This is a genomic window from Acinetobacter sp. YH12136, from assembly GCF_013418545.1.
Classification (GTDB): Bacteria; Pseudomonadota; Gammaproteobacteria; order Pseudomonadales; family Moraxellaceae; genus Acinetobacter; species Acinetobacter towneri.
Genome location: NZ_VPBV01000034.1, coordinates 1 through 19471, shown reverse-complemented (window position 1 = coordinate 19471; position 19471 = coordinate 1). Strand labels below are relative to the sequence as shown.

At 40.9% G+C, this 19471-nt stretch carries 16 protein-coding genes; 5 read left to right on the top strand and 11 right to left on the bottom strand.

The window, feature by feature from the left end; genetic code table 11:
• Nucleotides 1-7 precede the first annotated feature (7 nt).
• The 6 genes from FTU71_RS12970 to FTU71_RS12945 form a co-directional block, all read right to left on the bottom strand.
• Complete coding sequence (locus FTU71_RS12970) at nucleotides 8-1027, bottom strand: glycosyltransferase (protein ID WP_096901544.1); 1020 nt, start codon at nucleotides 1025-1027, stop codon at nucleotides 8-10.
• Between the two features lie 22 nt (nucleotides 1028-1049).
• Complete coding sequence (locus FTU71_RS12965; protein WP_096901543.1) at nucleotides 1050-2003, bottom strand: glycosyltransferase; 954 nt, start codon at nucleotides 2001-2003, stop codon at nucleotides 1050-1052.
• Nucleotides 2004-2207: 204 nt separating this feature from the next.
• Nucleotides 2208-3086 (bottom strand): lysophospholipid acyltransferase family protein, encoded by an 879-nt coding sequence (locus FTU71_RS12960; RefSeq protein WP_179993908.1) that lies wholly within the window; start codon nucleotides 3084-3086, stop codon nucleotides 2208-2210.
• Between the two features lie 185 nt (nucleotides 3087-3271).
• Entirely contained in the window at nucleotides 3272-3493 is a 222-nt protein-coding gene (locus tag FTU71_RS12955) for a hypothetical protein (protein ID WP_096901541.1), read from the bottom strand.
• 120 nt (nucleotides 3494-3613) lie between these two features.
• Nucleotides 3614-5392, bottom strand: a complete 1779-nt coding sequence (gene aspS / locus FTU71_RS12950; protein WP_180005858.1) for an aspartate--tRNA ligase — start codon at nucleotides 5390-5392, stop codon at nucleotides 3614-3616.
• A gap of 194 nt (nucleotides 5393-5586) precedes the next feature.
• Nucleotides 5587-6351 (bottom strand): DUF4184 family protein, encoded by a 765-nt coding sequence (locus tag FTU71_RS12945; protein ID WP_180112058.1) that lies wholly within the window; start codon nucleotides 6349-6351, stop codon nucleotides 5587-5589.
• 148 nt (nucleotides 6352-6499) lie between these two features.
• Here FTU71_RS12945 and znuD point away from each other — a divergent pair, with 148 nt between their 5' ends.
• Together znuD and FTU71_RS12935 are read left to right on the top strand one after the other, a co-directional pair.
• Nucleotides 6500-8641 (top strand): zinc piracy TonB-dependent receptor ZnuD, encoded by a 2142-nt coding sequence (gene znuD / locus FTU71_RS12940; protein WP_179993911.1) that lies wholly within the window; start codon nucleotides 6500-6502, stop codon nucleotides 8639-8641.
• Nucleotides 8642-8746: 105 nt separating this feature from the next.
• Nucleotides 8747-10210 carry a phospholipase D family protein gene (locus FTU71_RS12935; RefSeq protein WP_179993912.1) on the top strand — a complete coding sequence of 488 codons (1464 nt, stop codon included), beginning with the start codon at nucleotides 8747-8749 and terminating at the stop codon, nucleotides 10208-10210.
• Between the two features lie 68 nt (nucleotides 10211-10278).
• On the opposite strand, the gene FTU71_RS12930 is transcribed toward FTU71_RS12935, so the two are convergent.
• Complete coding sequence (locus FTU71_RS12930) at nucleotides 10279-10731, bottom strand: hypothetical protein (RefSeq protein WP_004975032.1); 453 nt, start codon at nucleotides 10729-10731, stop codon at nucleotides 10279-10281.
• A 179-nt stretch (nucleotides 10732-10910) separates the two neighbouring features.
• On the opposite strand from FTU71_RS12930, the gene FTU71_RS12925 reads away from it, so the two are divergent.
• Complete coding sequence (locus FTU71_RS12925; protein WP_004975035.1) at nucleotides 10911-11381, top strand: RcnB family protein; 471 nt, start codon at nucleotides 10911-10913, stop codon at nucleotides 11379-11381.
• 78 nt (nucleotides 11382-11459) lie between these two features.
• Here FTU71_RS12925 and FTU71_RS12920 read toward each other — a convergent pair whose 3' ends face one another.
• The 4 genes from FTU71_RS12920 to FTU71_RS12905 all read right to left on the bottom strand — a co-directional run bounded on the left by FTU71_RS12920 (nucleotide 11460) and on the right by FTU71_RS12905 (nucleotide 16838).
• Entirely contained in the window at nucleotides 11460-11969 is a 510-nt protein-coding gene (locus FTU71_RS12920; RefSeq protein WP_004975036.1) for a phosphate-starvation-inducible protein PsiE, read from the bottom strand.
• Nucleotides 11970-12107: 138 nt separating this feature from the next.
• A complete protein-coding gene (locus FTU71_RS12915) occupies nucleotides 12108-13889 on the bottom strand; it encodes an acyl-CoA dehydrogenase C-terminal domain-containing protein (RefSeq protein WP_178867608.1) in 1782 nt (593 codons plus the stop codon).
• A 219-nt stretch (nucleotides 13890-14108) separates the two neighbouring features.
• Nucleotides 14109-15911 (bottom strand): acyl-CoA dehydrogenase C-terminal domain-containing protein, encoded by a 1803-nt coding sequence (locus FTU71_RS12910; protein WP_131260791.1) that lies wholly within the window; start codon nucleotides 15909-15911, stop codon nucleotides 14109-14111.
• A gap of 309 nt (nucleotides 15912-16220) precedes the next feature.
• Nucleotides 16221-16838 carry a hypothetical protein gene (locus FTU71_RS12905; RefSeq protein WP_180064609.1) on the bottom strand — a complete coding sequence of 206 codons (618 nt, stop codon included), beginning with the start codon at nucleotides 16836-16838 and terminating at the stop codon, nucleotides 16221-16223.
• A gap of 139 nt (nucleotides 16839-16977) precedes the next feature.
• Between FTU71_RS12905 and baeS the strand changes: the two genes are divergently transcribed.
• Together baeS and FTU71_RS12895 are read left to right on the top strand one after the other, a co-directional pair.
• On the top strand, nucleotides 16978-18630 hold the full coding sequence (gene baeS / locus FTU71_RS12900) for a sensor histidine kinase efflux regulator BaeS (protein WP_180112057.1): 1653 nt from the start codon (nucleotides 16978-16980) through the stop codon (nucleotides 18628-18630).
• A gap of 20 nt (nucleotides 18631-18650) precedes the next feature.
• Nucleotides 18651-19337, top strand: coding sequence for a response regulator (locus FTU71_RS12895; protein WP_180064611.1), 687 nt, complete (start codon nucleotides 18651-18653; stop codon nucleotides 19335-19337).
• Nucleotides 19338-19471 lie beyond the last annotated feature (134 nt).

Here is a 19471-nt window from a genome sequence, read left to right as displayed (position 1 = left end):
CCTTTTTTTATTTTGGTTTATTAAAAATAATTTTATAAGGTGCAACTAGGATGATTGAAATTAGAAATTGTATGCACAATTTTAGAATATAAAAAGGCACAACATAAAAGGGGATTGTACGTAAAGCAAGCATACTGGTTGGGATAATTCGGTCATAATATCTACGCCGTATTGCTAGAGATGCATTCTTGCGTAACTCTTTAGACAATGCCTTATTATTTTTTAAATAGATTGTATTGGCTAGAGGTTGTTTCTTTCTATACTCATTAAGAAAAGTATTCATACTTTCACGGAATAGAATGACCTGTCGACGGACCTCAAAGTGATCTTTCTTCTTTTTGGCTTGGGCAATGACACTCGTATCGTGGTAACGGAAATAATTTAAACATTCTGCTGTATAGAAAATATCACCTTGAGATATGATTTTAGCCCAAATTTGCCAATCTCCGATAAATCTTAAGCGTGGATTTGCTCCACCGACATCAAGATAGGTTTGTTTTTTAAAAACTACGGCACTCGCATTTGGAATAGTATTTCCTGTGTTTAAAAACTTTTCAAAATATTCTAAGCCGCACATCTCAAAATCATTTTCAAATAAAGTCGGGTTAAGATGATCTGTAGCATCTTTCCATGAACCTGTCACTATGCCATTTTCATTCATGCGATAAGATTGACTATAGGCTAAGACTAACTTTTTATTCTTATAAAATGGAGCAACCAGCTTCTCTAAAAAGTGTGGGTCAGCAACATCATCTGATTCTGCAATCCAGATTAAATCTCCTTTTGCCAGTTCAATCCCTTTATTCCATTGAAAAAAAGTTGAGCCGGAGTTTTTTTCATTGATAATACAATGCGAAACTTTTGGGTGGTTGGAATATCTTTTTAATATTTCAGCACTGTTATCTGGAGAGAGATCATCAAGTAGAATAATTTCGAAGTCGGATAAAGTTTGATTAAGAATGCTTTTAATGCGTTCTTCTAAATATTTTTCATGGTTATAACAAGGAATAATGACGCTAACAAACACGGAATGGGTAACCTATCTAGATCTATTGTGAAATTTTTGAATCAAGTAACAATTCAACCAGAGTTTTTAACCTATTTTTATAGGTGTGGTGATAATGGACTTTATCTTTTGCTAATCTAGCATTAATTATGGTTTCTTTAAGTTTACTTTTCAATTCTTGGGGATTTGAAAAGTAAATAATTTCCTCATCAATTTTAAATACTAATTCTAAATCCTCAACATATTCACTGACTAATATACATCCACATGCAGGTGCTTCGAAGCATCGCATATTCATACCTTGCCTAATATTTTTTTTGTTAATCAGATTCAAAATATATTTATGTTTTCGGTAAAGATTTGCTACTTGCGTTAAAGGAATATTGTATGGATGAATAATACTATCTGCTTTTTTGAGTTTATCCCAACCTTTACCATAAATTGTAAGAGGAAGAGGAATTTGTTCAATCAGTTCCTGTCTGTTAGGTGACCACGCACCAATAAATAATAAGCGTTCAGCTTTCGACTCATTGCCTTCAAAAAAGATATTGGGATTATAGGCTAATGGCAAATACAGGCTATTTGTAATACCTATTTTTTTTGCATCCTCCATGAAGCTGGAATCTGTAAAGCAAAATAAATCGATAATCTCTTTAGATTTAGCTAATCTTTGATCAAAGAAGTCACCAATCCAATGCGCTTTTTTACATGGATATTTTGATAAAACCTTTATTAAAGAGGGTGAGAAGTAAAATAAATCGACAATTAAAATTAAGTCTGGTTGAAATGAATATAACTTTTTCTCTAGTAATTTCGCTGTGTATACGTCTTTGTTGGGAATAATTTTTTTTAAAAAACGTTCTAGTGTATTGTTATGATTGAGAGCAAAGCCTGAAATTACATAGTCAGCGCTTTGATCATTTGAGTCCAATATATTTTCATACCATTGGAGAATGCCATTTCGTTTGCCAATCACTAAAATCTTTAATTTTGCCATTATTATTTATCCAGATTCCCATTCAACACTATATAAACTATCCTATAAAATTACCAGTGCACCTAAAATACTCTTTAAGAAATAATAGACTAATGGGGTATTAGAGTATAAAGATATCATTCGCAAGTATAGAGTACATAAATAACCACTGAGCGACTAAAAAATCAGCATGATTCTATGGTTGTGTATGGCAATATAGCATCGCTATTTATCCAGTGCCTGAGATGTATAAAGATTTTTATTCCCTTCAACATTTCTAAACCGCTTATAAGACCAGACATATTGCTCGGGTGCGATATTAATCATGTCTTCTAAATTTTGATTCAAGCTATCCACTGAAGTTTGTAAATCTTTCGATAAAATCTGATCGGATAGTGGTGAGCAATACACATTAAAACCTGATGTTTCATCACGAATACAACTGAGGCCTACTATATTGCATTGGGTCTTACTGGCCAGTTTTGACACCAGCGTAGTAGATAAGGTCTTTTGCCCAAAAAATTCTGAATAAATACCTCCCGATGCTTTAGGAAGATGATCCGGTAAAATGACCGTTAATCCTCCTTGCTTCAGATGTTTAAAGATGGCACGCACGCCATTTTCATCGGTGGGGACAAGCGTGGCATTCAATCGCTGGCGCGCTTCTAGCATAAAGCGATCGACCGCTTTATGCTTATTGGGCTTGTACATGATCATCGGGGCGGCATGTAAATTCAGCCATGCATTTAAAAACTCCCAGCAGCCCAAATGTGCAACCACAACTATAACGCCTTTTTTGTTGGCTAAGGCTTCTGTAAGATGCTGTTCTCCGTAAATATTTTTGATCTGATTTAAGCTGTATTCAGGTGGCATACCCCAACATTTGATTGATTCTATATACGTCATGCATTGACTTTTTAAGCTTTTTTTGAGGAGAGCCTGGTAGGCTGTTTCATCCAGTTCGGGATAAGCCAGCTTTAAATTGATGCTGGTAATTCGTTTGAGTGAGGAATTGAAGGAATACAGCAGAATTGCAATGCAGGATGCCAGAAGCTGTAAAAAAAACAACGGAAATCGGGAAATGACTTTGAGGAAAAAATACATAATGTTGTAACTCTTTGAAAACTACACTGGTTATAAGAAGAAAATTTTGCAAAGAGTTTTATTACAGCAAGGATGATGCTGCCCCTATGTCTAAATCACAGATAAGGAGTTAAACATTTTCAGAACAAAATAAAACGAGATAAAACCACTGAGGAAAGTCACCACTCAGTGGTTAAAGAAGGGAATTATTCGACTTTCTCTGCGTTGCCTTTTAAAACCATATAAATCAGCCCCACAAAAATCACAAATGCGCCGCCAATAGAACTTAAGCTAAAGTACAAAATACGGTCATTGGTGTCTAAGGCAAATAGGTTATTGGCCAGAATATAACGCATGAATAACCATTGAGCGACAGCAAATACAATTAGCATAATGCCACGATTACGAACTGCAGGACGCATAGCCATAGTAACGCTCAACTTAAAATTCAAAACGAAGCGCTATTATGCCACTAGCTAGATCATATCTCAATTCATAAAAAACCCTGCAAATTTGCAGGGTTCTTCTCACATTCTCAAAACTTATTCTTAAGATTCAGCTTTTGGTTTTTCACGTAAACGAATACCCAAATCACGCAATTGAGTCGCTTCAACTGCTGCAGGTGCTTGAGTCAATGGACATTCAGCTGTCTTGGTTTTCGGGAAGGCAATCACATCACGAATAGACGATGCACCTGTCATTAACATCACTAAACGGTCTAAACCAAATGCTAAACCACCATGCGGAGGCGCACCATAACGTAACGCATTGAGTAAGAAGCTGAACTTCTCTTCGGCTTCTTCTTCTTCAATGCCTAAAGCTTCAAAAATCGCTTTTTGCATTTCTAAGGTATAAATACGCAGTGAACCACCACCAATTTCAGTACCGTTCAACACCATGTCGTACGCAACAGATAAAGCTTCACCTGGATTGCTCTTCACATCTTCAACGCTTGATTTTGGCAAGGTGAATGGGTGATGCACAGAAGTCCATTTACCATCATCTGTTTCTTCAAACATTGGGAAATCAACTACCCAAAGCGGTGCCCATTCGCAAGTTGCAAGGTTCAAATCGTGACCAATTTTGACACGAAGTGCACCCATCGCATCGTTTACCACTTTGGCTTTATCTGCACCAAAGAATACGATGTCACCATTTTCAGCGCCTACACGTTTTAATAGATCAAGCACGATTGGCTCAATAAATTTCACGATTGGAGATTGTAAGCCTTCAATACCTTTTTCAAGTTCATTGACTTTAATGTAAGCCAAACCTTTTGCACCGTAGATGCCAACATATTTGGTGTACTCATCAATCGCGCTACGTGGTAATGAACCCGCGCCAGGTACGCGAAGCGCAACAATACGACCTTTAGGGTCTTTCGCAGGGCCTGCAAATACTTTGAACTCAACGTCTTGCATTAAGTCTGCAACGTCTACCAGTTTTAGTGGAATACGTAAGTCTGGTTTGTCAGACGCATAATCACGCATTGCTTCTGAATATGGCATACGTTGGAATTTGTCAAATTTCACGCCCAGAAGTTCATCGAACATCTTCACGGTCATGCCTTCCATCAAATCCATAATGTCATCGTCACTCATGAACGATGTTTCGATGTCGATTTGAGTAAATTCAGGCTGACGGTCTGCACGCAAGTCTTCATCACGGAAACATTTTGCGATTTGGTAATAACGGTCAATACCACCCACCATCAACAATTGTTTAAACAATTGTGGAGATTGTGGCAGCGCATAGAAGCTACCGTTAGATACACGGCTTGGCACTAAATAGTCACGCGCGCCTTCAGGGGTTGCACGTGTCAAAATTGGGGTTTCAACATCCAAGAAACCATGATCGTCTAAATAGTTACGAATCAGGTTGGTGACTTTAGAACGGAAACGTAAGCGATCTAACATTTCTGGACGACGGATGTCCAAGAAACGGTATTTCAAACGAATTTCTTCTGAAATGTTGGTATTTTCGTCGTTCAATGGGAACGGAGGCGTTTCAGATGCTGCAAGAACTTCAATTTCCTTGCCTAAAACTTCAATTTGTCCACTGACCATATTGGCATTTTCTGTGCCTGCATAGCGACGACGTACACGACCTGTAATTTTTAATACAAATTCTGAACGTGCTTTGTCTGCAGTTGCAAATGCTTCTGGAGTGTCTGGGTCAATCACGACTTGCACAAGACCATCACGGTCACGCATATCTAGGAAGATTACACCACCGTGGTCACGACGACGGTGTACCCAGCCACACAGGGTAACAGTTTGATCAATTTGAGCTTCGGTTAAAGAACCGCAATAATGAGTTCGCATCATAGCGTTAAAAATCCAACTATATGGGTTAAGGAAGCGAATACGTAAACAGCGCACCGCCTTTAGCAAAGGTAGGATTATGCCTCTTTGGGCATGTGGCTACAAGAACCTGCTGCAAAAACAGTGGGTTTTTACAAGGAATGTGTCTGAAATAGGATAATGCAGCAAGATTCAGGATGAAGTGATGAGCATTGGCTTTATTTCATCTGTCTTTGCCGATCCAAAAACAAAAATAACAGACAACCTAAACTAAACATGAGTAATGCCCCTTGGCTAAACTCATTGATGGCACGCCCTGTAAAGTAATACAGTTCTTCCTGCCAAAGTGCATCGGGAATATGCCGTGCATAATCCCAAAGTGAGAAACAGCCCAAAGCGAAAGATAGTGTAATAAGACCAACTGCATAGCCCAGAACTTTGATGCTTACAGGTTTGATTTGCCGATGCTTCTTATAATAATGCAGGCTCATACATAACAAAAAAGGCAGGGCTAAAATAGAACTACCAATTTGCAAAATTCGATGCATCGGGTAAGTCTGAGCGCCCCATTGCACCGACTGTGCTAAAAAATCCTGAAAGGCAAAGCTGCGAAAGTCGTGATGGGTTAAACCATCCCAAATTAAATGCGTGGCATTCCCCAGTAATAAGCTGAAGATAGTCACTAAAATAAAGCCCAATACTGATGTTGCATGATTCAAATTTAGCGGGTGGTGTATTCCCACAAAACGATATAACGCAGGGCGATATACCAGATACCAAAGTGCACAGAACATAAGGCCTAAGAATAAGTTTGGATAAAACAAGGCCGACCATAAATGTGGCGTTGGGTCTTGGCGTAGGGTAAACAAGCGATGTAAATCTGGCAGCATACAGCCAATTGCAAGTGCAGCAATAGGTAGCCGTTGTCCTGAGAGTTTAGCTAGTGGTGGGGCAAGTACCGCATGTGAGAGCGTAAAGGGCATACCAATTCAAAGTAAAGAATATAAAAAATCAAAATAAATTGTGCTGAATAGCTTAATTGAGAATACAGAATAACAATGTTTTTTATTGCAATGTTAATGAAATGTTATATTATAACATCAATTATTTTTACTAATTTGAGCATGGGTCATGGCGTTCCATAAGAATTTAATAACAGTTTCAATTTTTGCAGTACTTAGTCCAGCAGCATTTGCCGATACAGATGCTACAAATACACAACTGGAAACGATTCAGCTACAAGCACATCCTTTGGTACAAACTGCGGCAGATTTCGCTGTAGCAGATCATGTGATTGATCAGAAAACGTTGGCAGAGCGCAGCACCACTATAGGTGATGCAATGGCAGATGAGCTAGGTGTTTATTCTAACCAATATGGTTCAGGCTCTAGCCGACCTGTCATTCGTGGGCAAGATGGTGCACGTGTTAAAGTGCTGCAACATGCTTCAGAAACGGCAGATGTTTCTACACTTTCACCAGACCATGCTATCACTGTAGATCCGATTTTAGCCAAACAAGTTGAAATTATTCGTGGCCCATCAACATTACTTTATGGTGCAGGAACGGTTGGTGGCTTAGTCAATGTGACCGATCAAAAAATTCCAACTCAAATGCCAAATAATGGTTTAGAAGGACAGGTAGGTTTACGTTACAACACAGGTAGCGATGAAAAGCTAGTGAGTGCGGGGGTAACTGCAGCACTCAGTGATCAATTTGCGCTGCGTATTGAAGGTTCAAAACGTAAAGCCAATGATTACATCACGCCAAATTATTGGGTAGAACACCATGATGATGAAGCAGGGCATGAAGATCATGATCATGATCATGATGATGAGGGCACACATTTAGATAAAGCACGCCGTGTAGACAATACCTTTGCCGAAGGCCAAACGGTGAATATTGGTGGATCATGGATTCATGACCGTGGTTTTGTGGGGTTGTCGTACAGTAACCGTCAGGACAAATATGGTTTGCCAGGGCATAGTCATGAGTATCATGATTGCCATCCACATGGAAATAAATTGCATTGCGGAAGTCATGACCCTGCACCACAACCAGATCCACATGACGAACACGAACATACACATGGTGGCCCGTGGATTGATTTGGAATCACACCGTTATGATTTGCGTACTGAACTTGATCAGCCCTTTGCAGGCTTTGAGAAACTTCGTGCGCATGCCAGCTTTACCGATTATGAGCATGATGAATTAGAAGAAAATAAAGTCATCAGTAACTTTAGAAGTAAAGGCTACGATGCTCGATTAGAGTTGGTTCATCAACCTATTGCGGGTTGGGAAGGGGTGTTTGGTACACAGTATAGTCAGCAAAAAATTGATTTAACTGGACAAGTAGAACAACACGGCGATCATTCTCACGAAACCGTACCTATGCCTGATACCAAAACTCAAAAATATAGTTTATTCGGTTTAGAGCATAAACAATTTGGCGATGTGCATGTTGAACTCGGTGCACGGGTTGAACATCAAAAAATTGATGTCGATGCTCAGAAAAAAGATTATTCAGATACAGGTGTATCTGCTTCTGCCGCAGCCAACTGGCAGTTTGCACCTAACTATAAACTATCCCTTACAGGTTCACATCAGCAGCGTTTACCATTGGCGCAAGAGCTTTATGCCAATGGAATCCACTTTGCAACCAACACCTATGAGCGTGGGAATGCGAATTTAGATGTGGAAAAGTCGAATAATTTAGAACTTGGTTTGCACTATGAAGCTGATAAACTGGAATATTCGTTGCATGTCTATCATAACTGGTTTGATAACTATATTTATGGTGCAACCACCGACCATATAGAAACTTTCCGTTTAATTGATTATCAACAAGACAAAGCCAAGTTTTATGGCACAGAAGCCAAGCTAGGTTATCAGATCAGCCCAGATTATAAACTCAGTGTATTTGGTGATTATGTCCGCGGTGAGATTGACAATCAAAATGCACCACGTGTACCTGCAGGGCGTTTAGGGACTAAAGTAGATGCCAACTTTGCCGATGGTTGGTCGGGTATGGCGGAATATTATCGTGTCTTCAAACAAGACAAGGTTGCTTATTTAGAGCAAGAAACAGCAGGCTATAATATGGTCAATGTTGGTGTGGCTTATGCGGGCAACTATGCCAACAAACAAGATTACCGTGTGTATTTTAAAGCCAACAACTTGCTCGATGATGAAGTGTATTCACATACATCGTTCTTGTCGAATATTCCACAAGTGGGTCGTAACTTTACAGTCGGCGTGGAATTTGGCTTCTAAAATTCAATTTGCCTTGAGCAGGATGTCTGCGTGAAAACACAGAAATCCTCTTGAAAATCCAAACAATTAAACCTAGTCTGAGCGCATCGGACTAGGTTTTTTGTTATGCGTATCTTTCAGCGAATTCATCAAAAATTGAATTGGTCGCCTCGGGCGTATGTGGGACTTATTTTAGGTTTTTTAGCTTTAGGTTATTTGGCGTCTGCGACCTACCACAGCTTAAAACCATTACCCGAAGGGCTGAATTACACTGGAAAATTACGTCATGCGCCTATTAAATTTATTGCCGATCAGACCTATATCGACGGGCAAGGTGTTCAGCAACAACAGCATCAAATTTTTAATGAAATTTTAGGACTGATTGATGCAGCACAAAGCACCATTGTGTTGGATATGTTCTTATTTAACTCTGAAGTGGGAACGTCTAAACAGCAGCATCAACCGCTAACGCAGCAACTCACCGATGCTTTAATTCATAAACGTCGGATGCAGCCGAATATTGAAATCAAAGTCATTACCGATCCCATTAATTCGGTATATGGCGGCATCGCGCCTGAGCATTATCGTCAATTGCGTCAGGCGGGCATTGATGTGATTGAAACAGATTTAACCCCGCTGCGCGCATCGAATCCTTTGTGGTCGGGTTTTTGGTATTTCTGCTGTCAGGGTATTCCAAATAATGCCGAAAAGGGCTGGCTGCCAAGTCCGTTCGGTAAAGATAAAATTACCTTGCGCAGTTATTTCAGCTTGTTCAATTTTAAAGCTAATCATCGTAAAACCATGGTGGTCGATACTGCCGAAGGCTGGAAAGCATTGGTCACGTCGTTTAATTCACATGATGGCAGTTCACGTCATTCCAACAGCGCGTTATTGGTGACGGGCAATACTGCAGTAGATGTGTTGAAAACAGAACAAGCCGTCGCGCGAATGTCGCAGGGCAATCTGTCTGGGGTGATTGTGGGGGAGTTTGAGGCAGATTCGTCTTATCCTCAAGTGCAACTCATCACTGAACAAGCCATTTTAGAGGGCAGTTTGACACTGATTCGGCAGACCAAAGCGCAAGAACATCTGGATTTGGCGATGTTCTATTTATCGGAGCGTCAAATCATCAAGGCACTGATTGCTGCACAGCAACGTGGCGTAAAGGTGCGGGTATTACTCGACCCGAATAAAGATGCTTTTGGACGTGAAAAAAATGGCATTCCAAACCGACAGGTAGCGGCAGAATTACATGCGGCAGGAGTGAAGGTGCGTTGGTGTAATACCCAAGGCGAGCAATGCCACAATAAAATGCTGATGAAATCGAATGCAACACAGGCGGAGTTGATTTTAGGTTCTGCCAATTTCACGGCACGTAATTTAAAAAACTATAATTTAGAAACCAATTTACGAGTAGTAGGGCAGGTGCAAGACCCTGTATTTCAGGATGCTCAACACTATTTTAATACCGCATGGTCAAACCTTGAGGGTAAAAATATGAGTGTGGATTATGCGGTTTATGCCGATGAGTCGAAGTGGAAATATGCGCTGTATCGCTTTATGGAATGGAGTGGTTTATCGACCTTTTGATTTTTTAATTGTATGCCTTGAACTCAAAAATCCCTCTTATTGAAAGAGGGATTTTTTTGAGCCGAATATTACTTTACAGGATTTGGCGGCACCATTTCATCCAAATCTTTATCACTCATTTGATCTAACTCGGCAATATCGGTTTTGATTTTCCATTGTGCTTCATCATCCACAGGATTCGGTAAACGCGCTTCTAACCAATCACAAACCACATCTGGGCTAAATTCTGGATGGTTGCATTGAATTACCCACGATAAAAAATCTTTGGCTTCACCATTCATATACGGTGGCGGTGAAACAGGTAAGAATTGAGTCGGCAAGCGCTCATCTCTGGAAATATAATTCAGCACATGTCCCAATTCCTGCACAGTTTGCCATGCTAACGGATGTTCTACATCAATTTGAAATTTGAACCACCATGCATGCTGACCGTCTGAACCATAAGCGTCTACACGGGCTTGCTGTACACTCGGAACTTTGCAGAAAAACTGATGAAGGCGGTCAAAATTTAATTCAGGCACGAGGTTTCATCCAATTTCAAAAAAAATGTATCTTAGCATAGGGGTTGGAGATATTTCATAAATGGCGAGCCGTGTCGGTGAAATCTGCGGAGACGAAAGTTTAAAATTGCTGATTTTTTATTCATTGTTTGTCCTTAATTTGAGCTTAGAATAAAAATATGAAAATAGGAGTGCTAGATATGAAAGTGGCGATTTTAACTGCATTGAGTGGCATGCTATTTTTAGGTGTGTCGATGCAGAGCTTGGCCGAAACCAATCGTTGGGCAGGATATACAGGCGTCAATACACAGCGTGATCAGCATCGTCCTTATTCGCCACAACATCGTCCTGCTTATCCGCAGCATCGACCTTATCATTCACAGCAACCCTATTCCTATCCACCACATTATCCATACCATCAACGACCTGTACCGCAGTGGGGGCAGCCAACCATTCGTAGTGGCATCAATATTCAATACAATGCGCCAAGTACCGTGCAATATAACCACCAAAGCTACAGTTGGGTAAATGGTGAGCCGAGTAGTGCACATATTGAAAGTTCGACCTATCGTGTGGTGACTGACTGGCAACATTTAGGTTTACCTGCTCCGCCACGAGGTATGTACTGGATTTTTGAACATGGGCGTTATGTGTTGGTGGCAAATCGTTGAGAAAAAAGTGAAATCATAGAGATCAATGCTTCTAGATATTGAGTATCTAGAAGCATTTTTTTGACCTATTTTAGATTTTTACGCCAATTCATCATCTTCTGGGCGAGGGGTTTTGCCTTGTGCTAAAGGCTTTTCACTGTGCTTGTCTCGAATAACGGAAGGGTAATGCCAAGATGCAAAACGCACCACTAAAATTGCAGCGGCTAAAATTAAAATTGAACCAGTAATAATCACTAAGTCGAGATCAGCTTTATGGTCGTGTTGAATATCTGAAATTAGCAAACGGGTTAGTGCGGTAATGGCAATATAAATTAAAAAACGCACAGGCATGTGATTGGTTTTAAAATAAATACCCACCATTGCACCTAGTTCTAAATAGATAAAAAGCAATAAGATGTCATCAATAGTGGCATATTGTTTGATGGTGAAAATATCAATTACCGTATGTCCAGCAGACCAAATGACCATACAGCCAATGATAAAGAGCGCAAGATAATGAAAACTTTCTACAGCCCAATTGCCATATTTGTCTAATAGGCTTTCAACTGCTTGAATATTTTTATCTATTTTTGAACGACGTACTGCCATTTTCACCTCCTGTTTAAGTATGGATATTCAGACTTCAACAAAGGTGATGCAAATTTCATGCACAAATTAGAATAGGTATATAAAATTTAGTATAAAAAAACGCCTGATGATTCAGGCGTTTTTGCGATACTGTATTAATTAAGACTGGTTGGTGAAGTAATCTTCACTGAAGTTCATTACCACTTCTGCACCCGCTTTCACTTTTGTAATGCGTAAAGCTAGTTCTGGCAAAATACGTTGTACAAAGTACAGTGCCAATGACAATTTGTTTTGATAGAACTCACCCTCTTTTTGTTTGGCTGCATTGGCAATGCGCGCAAACATATATGAGAAGCTGAGCAAACCTACCGCATGTAAATAATCAACCGCTGCTGCGTTCGGGAAATCTACATTTTCTTTGGCTGCATTTAAAACGTATTGTGTAACAGATTCAACTTCAGTGGCTGCATCTAAAGTTGCATCTTTAATGAAGTTGAGGTCTGCATCTAAACCATTGGTAAAGTCACGGATTTCTGCAATGTATTCTGCAATAAATTCGCCATTACATTTAATGGTTTTACGACCAATCAAGTCTTGCGATTGTACGCCGTTAGTACCCTCATAAATTTGGGCGATACGTAAATCACGAACACATTGCTCCATACCCCATTCACGGATATAACCATGACCACCGAAGCACATTTGCGCATCAAGTGTCGCATTGAAAGCAGTATCGGTTAAGTAGGCTTTGGCAATTGGGGTTAACAGTGCAACACGGTCATTGGCTTTTTTCACAGCTTCTGCATCGGTAGAGAATTTAGTGATATCCAATTGTTGACCCACATATACCGCAAATGCACGTGAAGCTTCGTTATTGGCACGTGCATTGAGCAGCATACGACGCACATCGCCATGCACCAAAATGCTATCCGCTGCTTTGTTTGGTGATTTTACGCCCGATGCACTACGGCCTTGAATACGGTCAGTCGCATATTGCGCAGCATTTTGATAGGCAAATTCAGATGCACCTAAACCTTGAATTCCCATAGACAGACGTTCGTAGTTCATCATTACGAACATGGCAGCCAAGCCTTCGTTTTCTTTGCCGACCAAGTAACCTTTGGCACCATCAAAGTTCATCACACATGTTGCAGAGGCTTTAATGCCCATTTTGTGTTCGATTGAGCCTGGACCTACTGGGTTGCGCTCACCCAACGAACCATCTTCATTCACCAAGAATTTTGGCACGATGAATAAAGAAATACCGCGTGAACCTGCAGGAGCGTCTGGTGTTTTCGCTAAAACTAAGTGAATGATGTTTTCTGCGAGGTCGTGATCACCACCTGTAATAAAGATTTTAGTCCCTGTGATGTTGTACGTACCGTCTGCATTTGGTTCTGCTTTGGTTTTAATAATCCCGAGGTCTGTTCCTGCATGTGGTTCAGTCAAACACATGGTACCTGACCACTCACCTGAGTAAATTTTAGGTAAATAGGTTTCTTTCTGTTCTTGTGATGCATAACTGCTTAATGCCATGCCTGCACCGACAGATAGCAGTGGATACAACATGAAGGATGGGTTGGTGGCAAACAGCATTTCATCTGACAATACTGTCAGCATTTTTGGCATGCCTTGACCACCCCATTCTTCATCTGCGCCTAAACCAATCCAGCCGCCTTCGGCATATTGTTTAAATGCTTCTTTAAATCCAGCAGGTGTGGTGACTTCGCCATTGTTATAGGTCGCGCCTTCTTCATCACCGCTACGGTTAATAGGCAACGTCACATTTTGGGCAAATTTTGCCATTTCTTCCAAAATTGCTTCAGCCGTTGCAGCATCAAGGTGAGCGAGGTTTTCATTGTTTTGCCAGAATTGTTCTGCATTGAATACATCATTTAAGATGAATTTCATATCGGCAAGTGGGGCATTATAAATTGGCATGTGAGTTCACCTGTTTATTGTTTGAATCTTGATTCGTTGAGTTCAGTGTAATCTACAATTGTGAATGTTGTAGACCACTAAAGCGAAAGAATGCTTTATTTATAAAGAAAAAGGACTGTCAATGCTATGACCGTCCTTTCTCAATTTCTGTACTCAAGAGTACAACATTTTGAATATCCCGCTAAATATGTTCAATATTTAGCGAGTTTCAATTTTCGCTTAGAAAGCAAAGTGTTCAGCATCTAATGCAAATAGTGGCTCTACACCTGTTGCAATCACGTCTACGTGTGAGCGAACACGTGGCAAGATTTTCTTGAAGTAGAAACGTGCAGTCGTCACTTTAGCATTATAGAAGTCTACATCGGTTGTGCCTGCTGCAAGTGCTTCTTGAGCGACCAATGCCATACGTGCCCATAGGTAAGCTAGTGTTACATAACCAGAGAAGTACATGTAGTCTACTGCTGCAGCACCTACTTCCTCAGGGTTTTGCATTGCACGCATACCAATTTGCATGGTCAAATCGCCCCATTCTTTATTGAGCGCTGCGAGCGGTTCAACAAATTCTTGCATTGCTGCGTTGTCTTTGTTGGCTTCTGCAAATTTATGGATGATTTTGGTGAAGTCTTTCAACATTGCACCTTGTGTACCCAAAACTTTACGACCTAACAAATCGATTGCTTGAATTTCAGTTGTACCTTCGTACAAGCATGAAATACGTGTATCACGCACAATTTGTTCCATGCCATGCTCAGAAATGAAGCCATGACCGCCGAAGACTTGCACACCATGTTTTGCAGATTCAGAACCTGTTTCAGTTAAGAATGCTTTTGCAATAGGCGTCAATAAAGACAAGATGTTGTCAGAGAACTTACGTTCTTCTTCAGTTGCACCTTGTTCAACGATATCTGCGTGTAGAGACAACAGATACACTAGTGCGCGACCACCTTCAGCAAACGCTTTTTGAGTCAATAGCATATTGCGTACAGCAGGATGCACAATAATTGGATCTGCTTCTTTTTCAGGAGCTTTCGGACCAGAAAGTGAGCGCATTGCTAAACGGTCTTTGGCATAAGTCAACGCACCTTGGAAAGAACCTTCAGATGCTGCAAGACCTTGTACCGCTGTACCGATACGTGCAGTGTTCATGAACGTGAACATGCAGTTTAGACCACGGTTTTCAGGGCCAATCAAGAAACCTTTCGCATTATCAAAGTTGATGACGCAAGTTGCATTGCCATGAATACCCATTTTGTGTTCGATTGAACCACAACGTACACCATTACGCTCCCCTAAAGAACCATCTGCATTCAGGTTGAACTTAGGAACGATGAACAGAGAAATACCTTTAGTTCCTTTAGGTGCACCAGGTAAACGTGCCAATACGATGTGCACGATATTCTCTGCCATGTCATGTTCACCAGCAGAGATAAAGATTTTCTCGCCCGAGATTGCATAGCTTCCGTCGGCCTGAGGTTCAGCTTTAGTACGGATAATACCCAAGTCAGAACCTGCATGAGATTCGGTTAAACACATGGTACCTGTCCACTCACCTGAAACAAGCTTTGGCAGATAGGTTGCTTTTTGTTCATCTGAACCGTGGTGTTCTAAAGTACGTACAGCACCATGAGAAAGACCTGGGTACATGCCCCATGCCCAGTTTGCTGTACCGACCATTTCTGAAATCACGTTTCCTAGAGAAACAGGTAGACCTTGACCGCCATATTGTTCTTCAGCAGAAAGAGACGGGAAGCCAAGTTCGATATATTTTTGATACGCTTCTTTAAAGCCCGTTGGTGTAGTCACCACGCCATCATTCCAAGTACAACCTTCACGGTCACCGCTTTGGTTGATTGGAGAAAGTTCATTTTCACAGAAATCTGCTGCAGCTTCCAAATATTGGTCAACCAATTCACGGCTTACGTTTTCTTGGAATGCAGGTAATTTTGCATAGTGATCTTCGGCATTTAATAATTCATGCAAAACGAATTGCATATCACGTAAAGGCGCTTTGTATTGTGGCATATCGGTTTCCTCAATACTGGTTTGACCAGCGTTATATTTTAAATGGATTTCAGCACATGCCTTCTCAGACATGCCATGTTGGAATGGTTGTAATCGTGCAACATCTTCTAATTCGGTACAAGCATCTGCATAGCATTTCTTGGTGACTGTAAAGTCAAAGATTTTTACCTTGAAATGGCTAAGTTGTTTGAGTGTAAATAGTTTTGCTGAATTTGAAATGATACAAATAGTCAAAACCGTAAAGAGATATGTCCAATAAAAAAGGCGCAATTTGCGCCTTTTTTATCTATTTATGCTTTTTAGAGTGGCTTAAGCAGCCTTATCCGGTGCTGAAACAGGTGCTTTAGGCTGGAAGTGAACGATACATTTGCCATCTATTGTTTGTATGCCGACTTTTAGCTGCACGGCTTTACCATCGGTTTGACCTTGGCAGGCTTTGGTCGCAGCTTGTTGACGCGCTTGATGTTCAGCTAAACGTTGATCGTATTGCTGGGTTAACTCAGCACGTTTCGCATCGGTTAGTGGTTCGCCACGATGCATATGCATGCCACGGAATTGACCACGATCGGCTTTATCGGCACGCATTGGGTGATGTTCACCACGTTTCATTTCATCACGGTTCGGTTTAAATGTAATCGCACATGTGCCTTCTAGTGTTTGCTCACCTGCTTTGACTTGGACTGCTGAACCCACCGCTTTGCCATCGCAGGCTTTTTTTATGTCTTGCATGACTTGTTTACGTTCAGTACGCATTTTTTCAAATTGTTTGCGTTGTTCAGGCGTCATGTGACGGTCTTTCTGATAATGACCATGCATATATTGCGACTGCTTCATATCTTTTGGTGCTTGGGTGGATTGACAGGCAGTCAACGCACCTACAGATAAAACGCTGGCAGTGGCTAAAGCAATTTTTGTCATCTTATTCATTCTAAATTCCTCCATACAAGAGCATGTGATTTTGGATGATTAAAGATTAAATAATAAAGATGTAGAAACAATGGAGAGTTTTTTCTAGCACTGTTGGTTACAATGCTCAAAATCGACAAAAAAAGCTGAGATTGCGCTTTTGAAAATTCGCCGTATACCCATCGCATTACGCCTGTTCTTAACAGTGCTGCTGACGACCTTTCTGATTACCACGGTCAGCTTGGGGGTATTGCATGTCAATATGCAGCGAAACTTCAGCAAATATGTGGCCGATGTCGAAATGCAAAAGCTGGACTTGCTCACTCAAAACTTGGCAGAAGTCTATGCGGTATATCACGATTGGGGCAATGCCATTCAGGCGCAAATTCTCCAAATTGAAGGTGAAGCTGCGCCCGATGATTATGACCGTTTATCGCGGTGGTGGTTGCGTCGTCAGTATGACATTGCTTTGCAGCAGCGTTATTTTCAGGAACACACCCTCGCCAATGTCAACTCAAGTGTAGTCGAGCCTGAGCCAGGCAAACGACAAGCCAATGCGGAAGAACTTCGCTGGTTAGAGCTGAATTTACCTTCACAATTTCAGCCATTTGAAGGTTTAGTATTTCCTTTGAGTGCCAATCAGAATGCTTTCCGTCCTGATCGTAAAAATGAAGGACACCAAAACGCGACAGAATCATCTGGAAAAAAACAATTTATTTCGATGCCTGACCGTTTAGGCTTGAGTTCACGCTTATCTTTATATGATGCTCAGCGGCAATTTGTAGTGGGAGAGCCTGCTGAAACTCAAATTTCCTTTCGTCCAATTATGGTCGGTGAAAAAATCGTGGGTTATCTGGGCTTAAAACCAGTGTTAGATCAGGAAGATGCTTTAAGTATTAATTTTTTTAGTAAACAAACTCGTTATTTATTATTGGCTTATGCTTTAAGTATTTTGGCGAGCTTGATTGCTGCCTTATTGTTGGCGACCTACTTTAAAAAGCCAATTCAGCGCTTATTAAATGGCACACGTGAATTAACCAAAGGCCATTATCAGCATCAGGTCAAGGTCAATCGTAATGATGAGTTGGGGGATTTATCTACCGAATTGAATCATTTGGCGGTGATTTTAGATCAACATGAAACTTCACGTCGTCAGTGGGTGGCTGATACTTCGCATGAGTTAAAAACGCCATTGGCGGTGTTGCAGGCACAAATTGAAGCCATGCAAGATGGTATCCGCAAAGCCACACCAGAGCATTTGGCTGCGATGATGCATCAGGTCAATAATCTGAAAAAACTCACACAGGATTTATCGGACTTGGCGCAAGCCGAAGCCATGCAGCTGAAATGCTATTTCTCGAGCATTGATCCATGGCAAGTGATTGAGCAGGAAATCGAAAGCTTTAAGCCGAAATTTGAACAGGCGCAGTTGGACTTGATCGTGTCGGGTGAAGGCACGCAATTACAATTGGATATAGACCGTTTTAAACAAATTATGCTCAACTTGCTCAGTAATAGTATTCGTTATACCGAAGCGGGTGGGCAGGTGCATATTCACACCAGTCAAAGTGCAACAGAATGGACAGTGTATGTAGATGACAGTCCGTTTGGTTTAAGTGATGAACAATTGGCACGTTTGGGTGAGCGTTTTTATCGTGCCGATGATTCACGTACACGCGCCACAGGTGGGACAGGTTTAGGTCTGGCTTTATCGTTCAAAATTGCCAAAGCATTGGGCGGAGAGTTAAGTTTTGCTCATTCACCGTTGGGTGGTTTACGCTGCAAATTAAGTTTTCCAAAAATCAAATCTTGAAGGACTTTAAGGAATCGTGCATGAAACATATCTTGCTGGTTGAAGATGAAATTGAACTTGCCCAATTGGTGCGAGATTATTTAGAAGCTGCTGGATTTGAAGTCAGTATGTTTCATGATGGACAAGAGGCCTATGACAGCTTTTTGCAGCGTAAACCAAGCCTGATGATTTTAGACTTGATGATTCCTCGTATGGATGGTTTGACCATTTGCCGCAAAGTGCGTGAACAGTCTGATGTGCCTATTATTATGGTCACGGCACGTACTGAGGAAATTGATCGGGTGCTAGGTTTGAACATGGGCGCAGATGATTATGTATGTAAGCCTTTTAGCCCGAAAGAGTTGGTGGCTCGTGTGCAGGCAGTATTGCGCCGTCTGGAACGTAAAAATGAGCCAGAAAGTAATGATTTATTCCGTATGGATAAAGCACAGCAGCGTATTTGGTATCAGCAAAAAACCTTGAATTTGACCCCAACCGAATTCCGTTTATTGGAATTGTTTTTAGAGCATGTCGGGCAGGTGTATTCACGTGCGCAGTTGCTAGATCATATTAACCCTGACAGTTTTGAAGTGGCAGATCGTGTAATTGATAGCCACATTAAAAACTTGCGCCGTAAAATTTCTGACGCTGCCGAAACGGGAAATCGTCATGAATGGATTCAAGCAGTGTATGGCGTGGGCTATCGTTTTGAATATCCTGATGAGTAAAAAAAATCTCTGTACACGACAAATTTCACAGAACCCTTATCCTATCAGGGTTCTGCCTTCTTAAAATTGCCAAAATTTCCTTAAACTCTTCTTTTTTCCCAAAACCAATTAAACGCTGAATCGCCATTTGAACA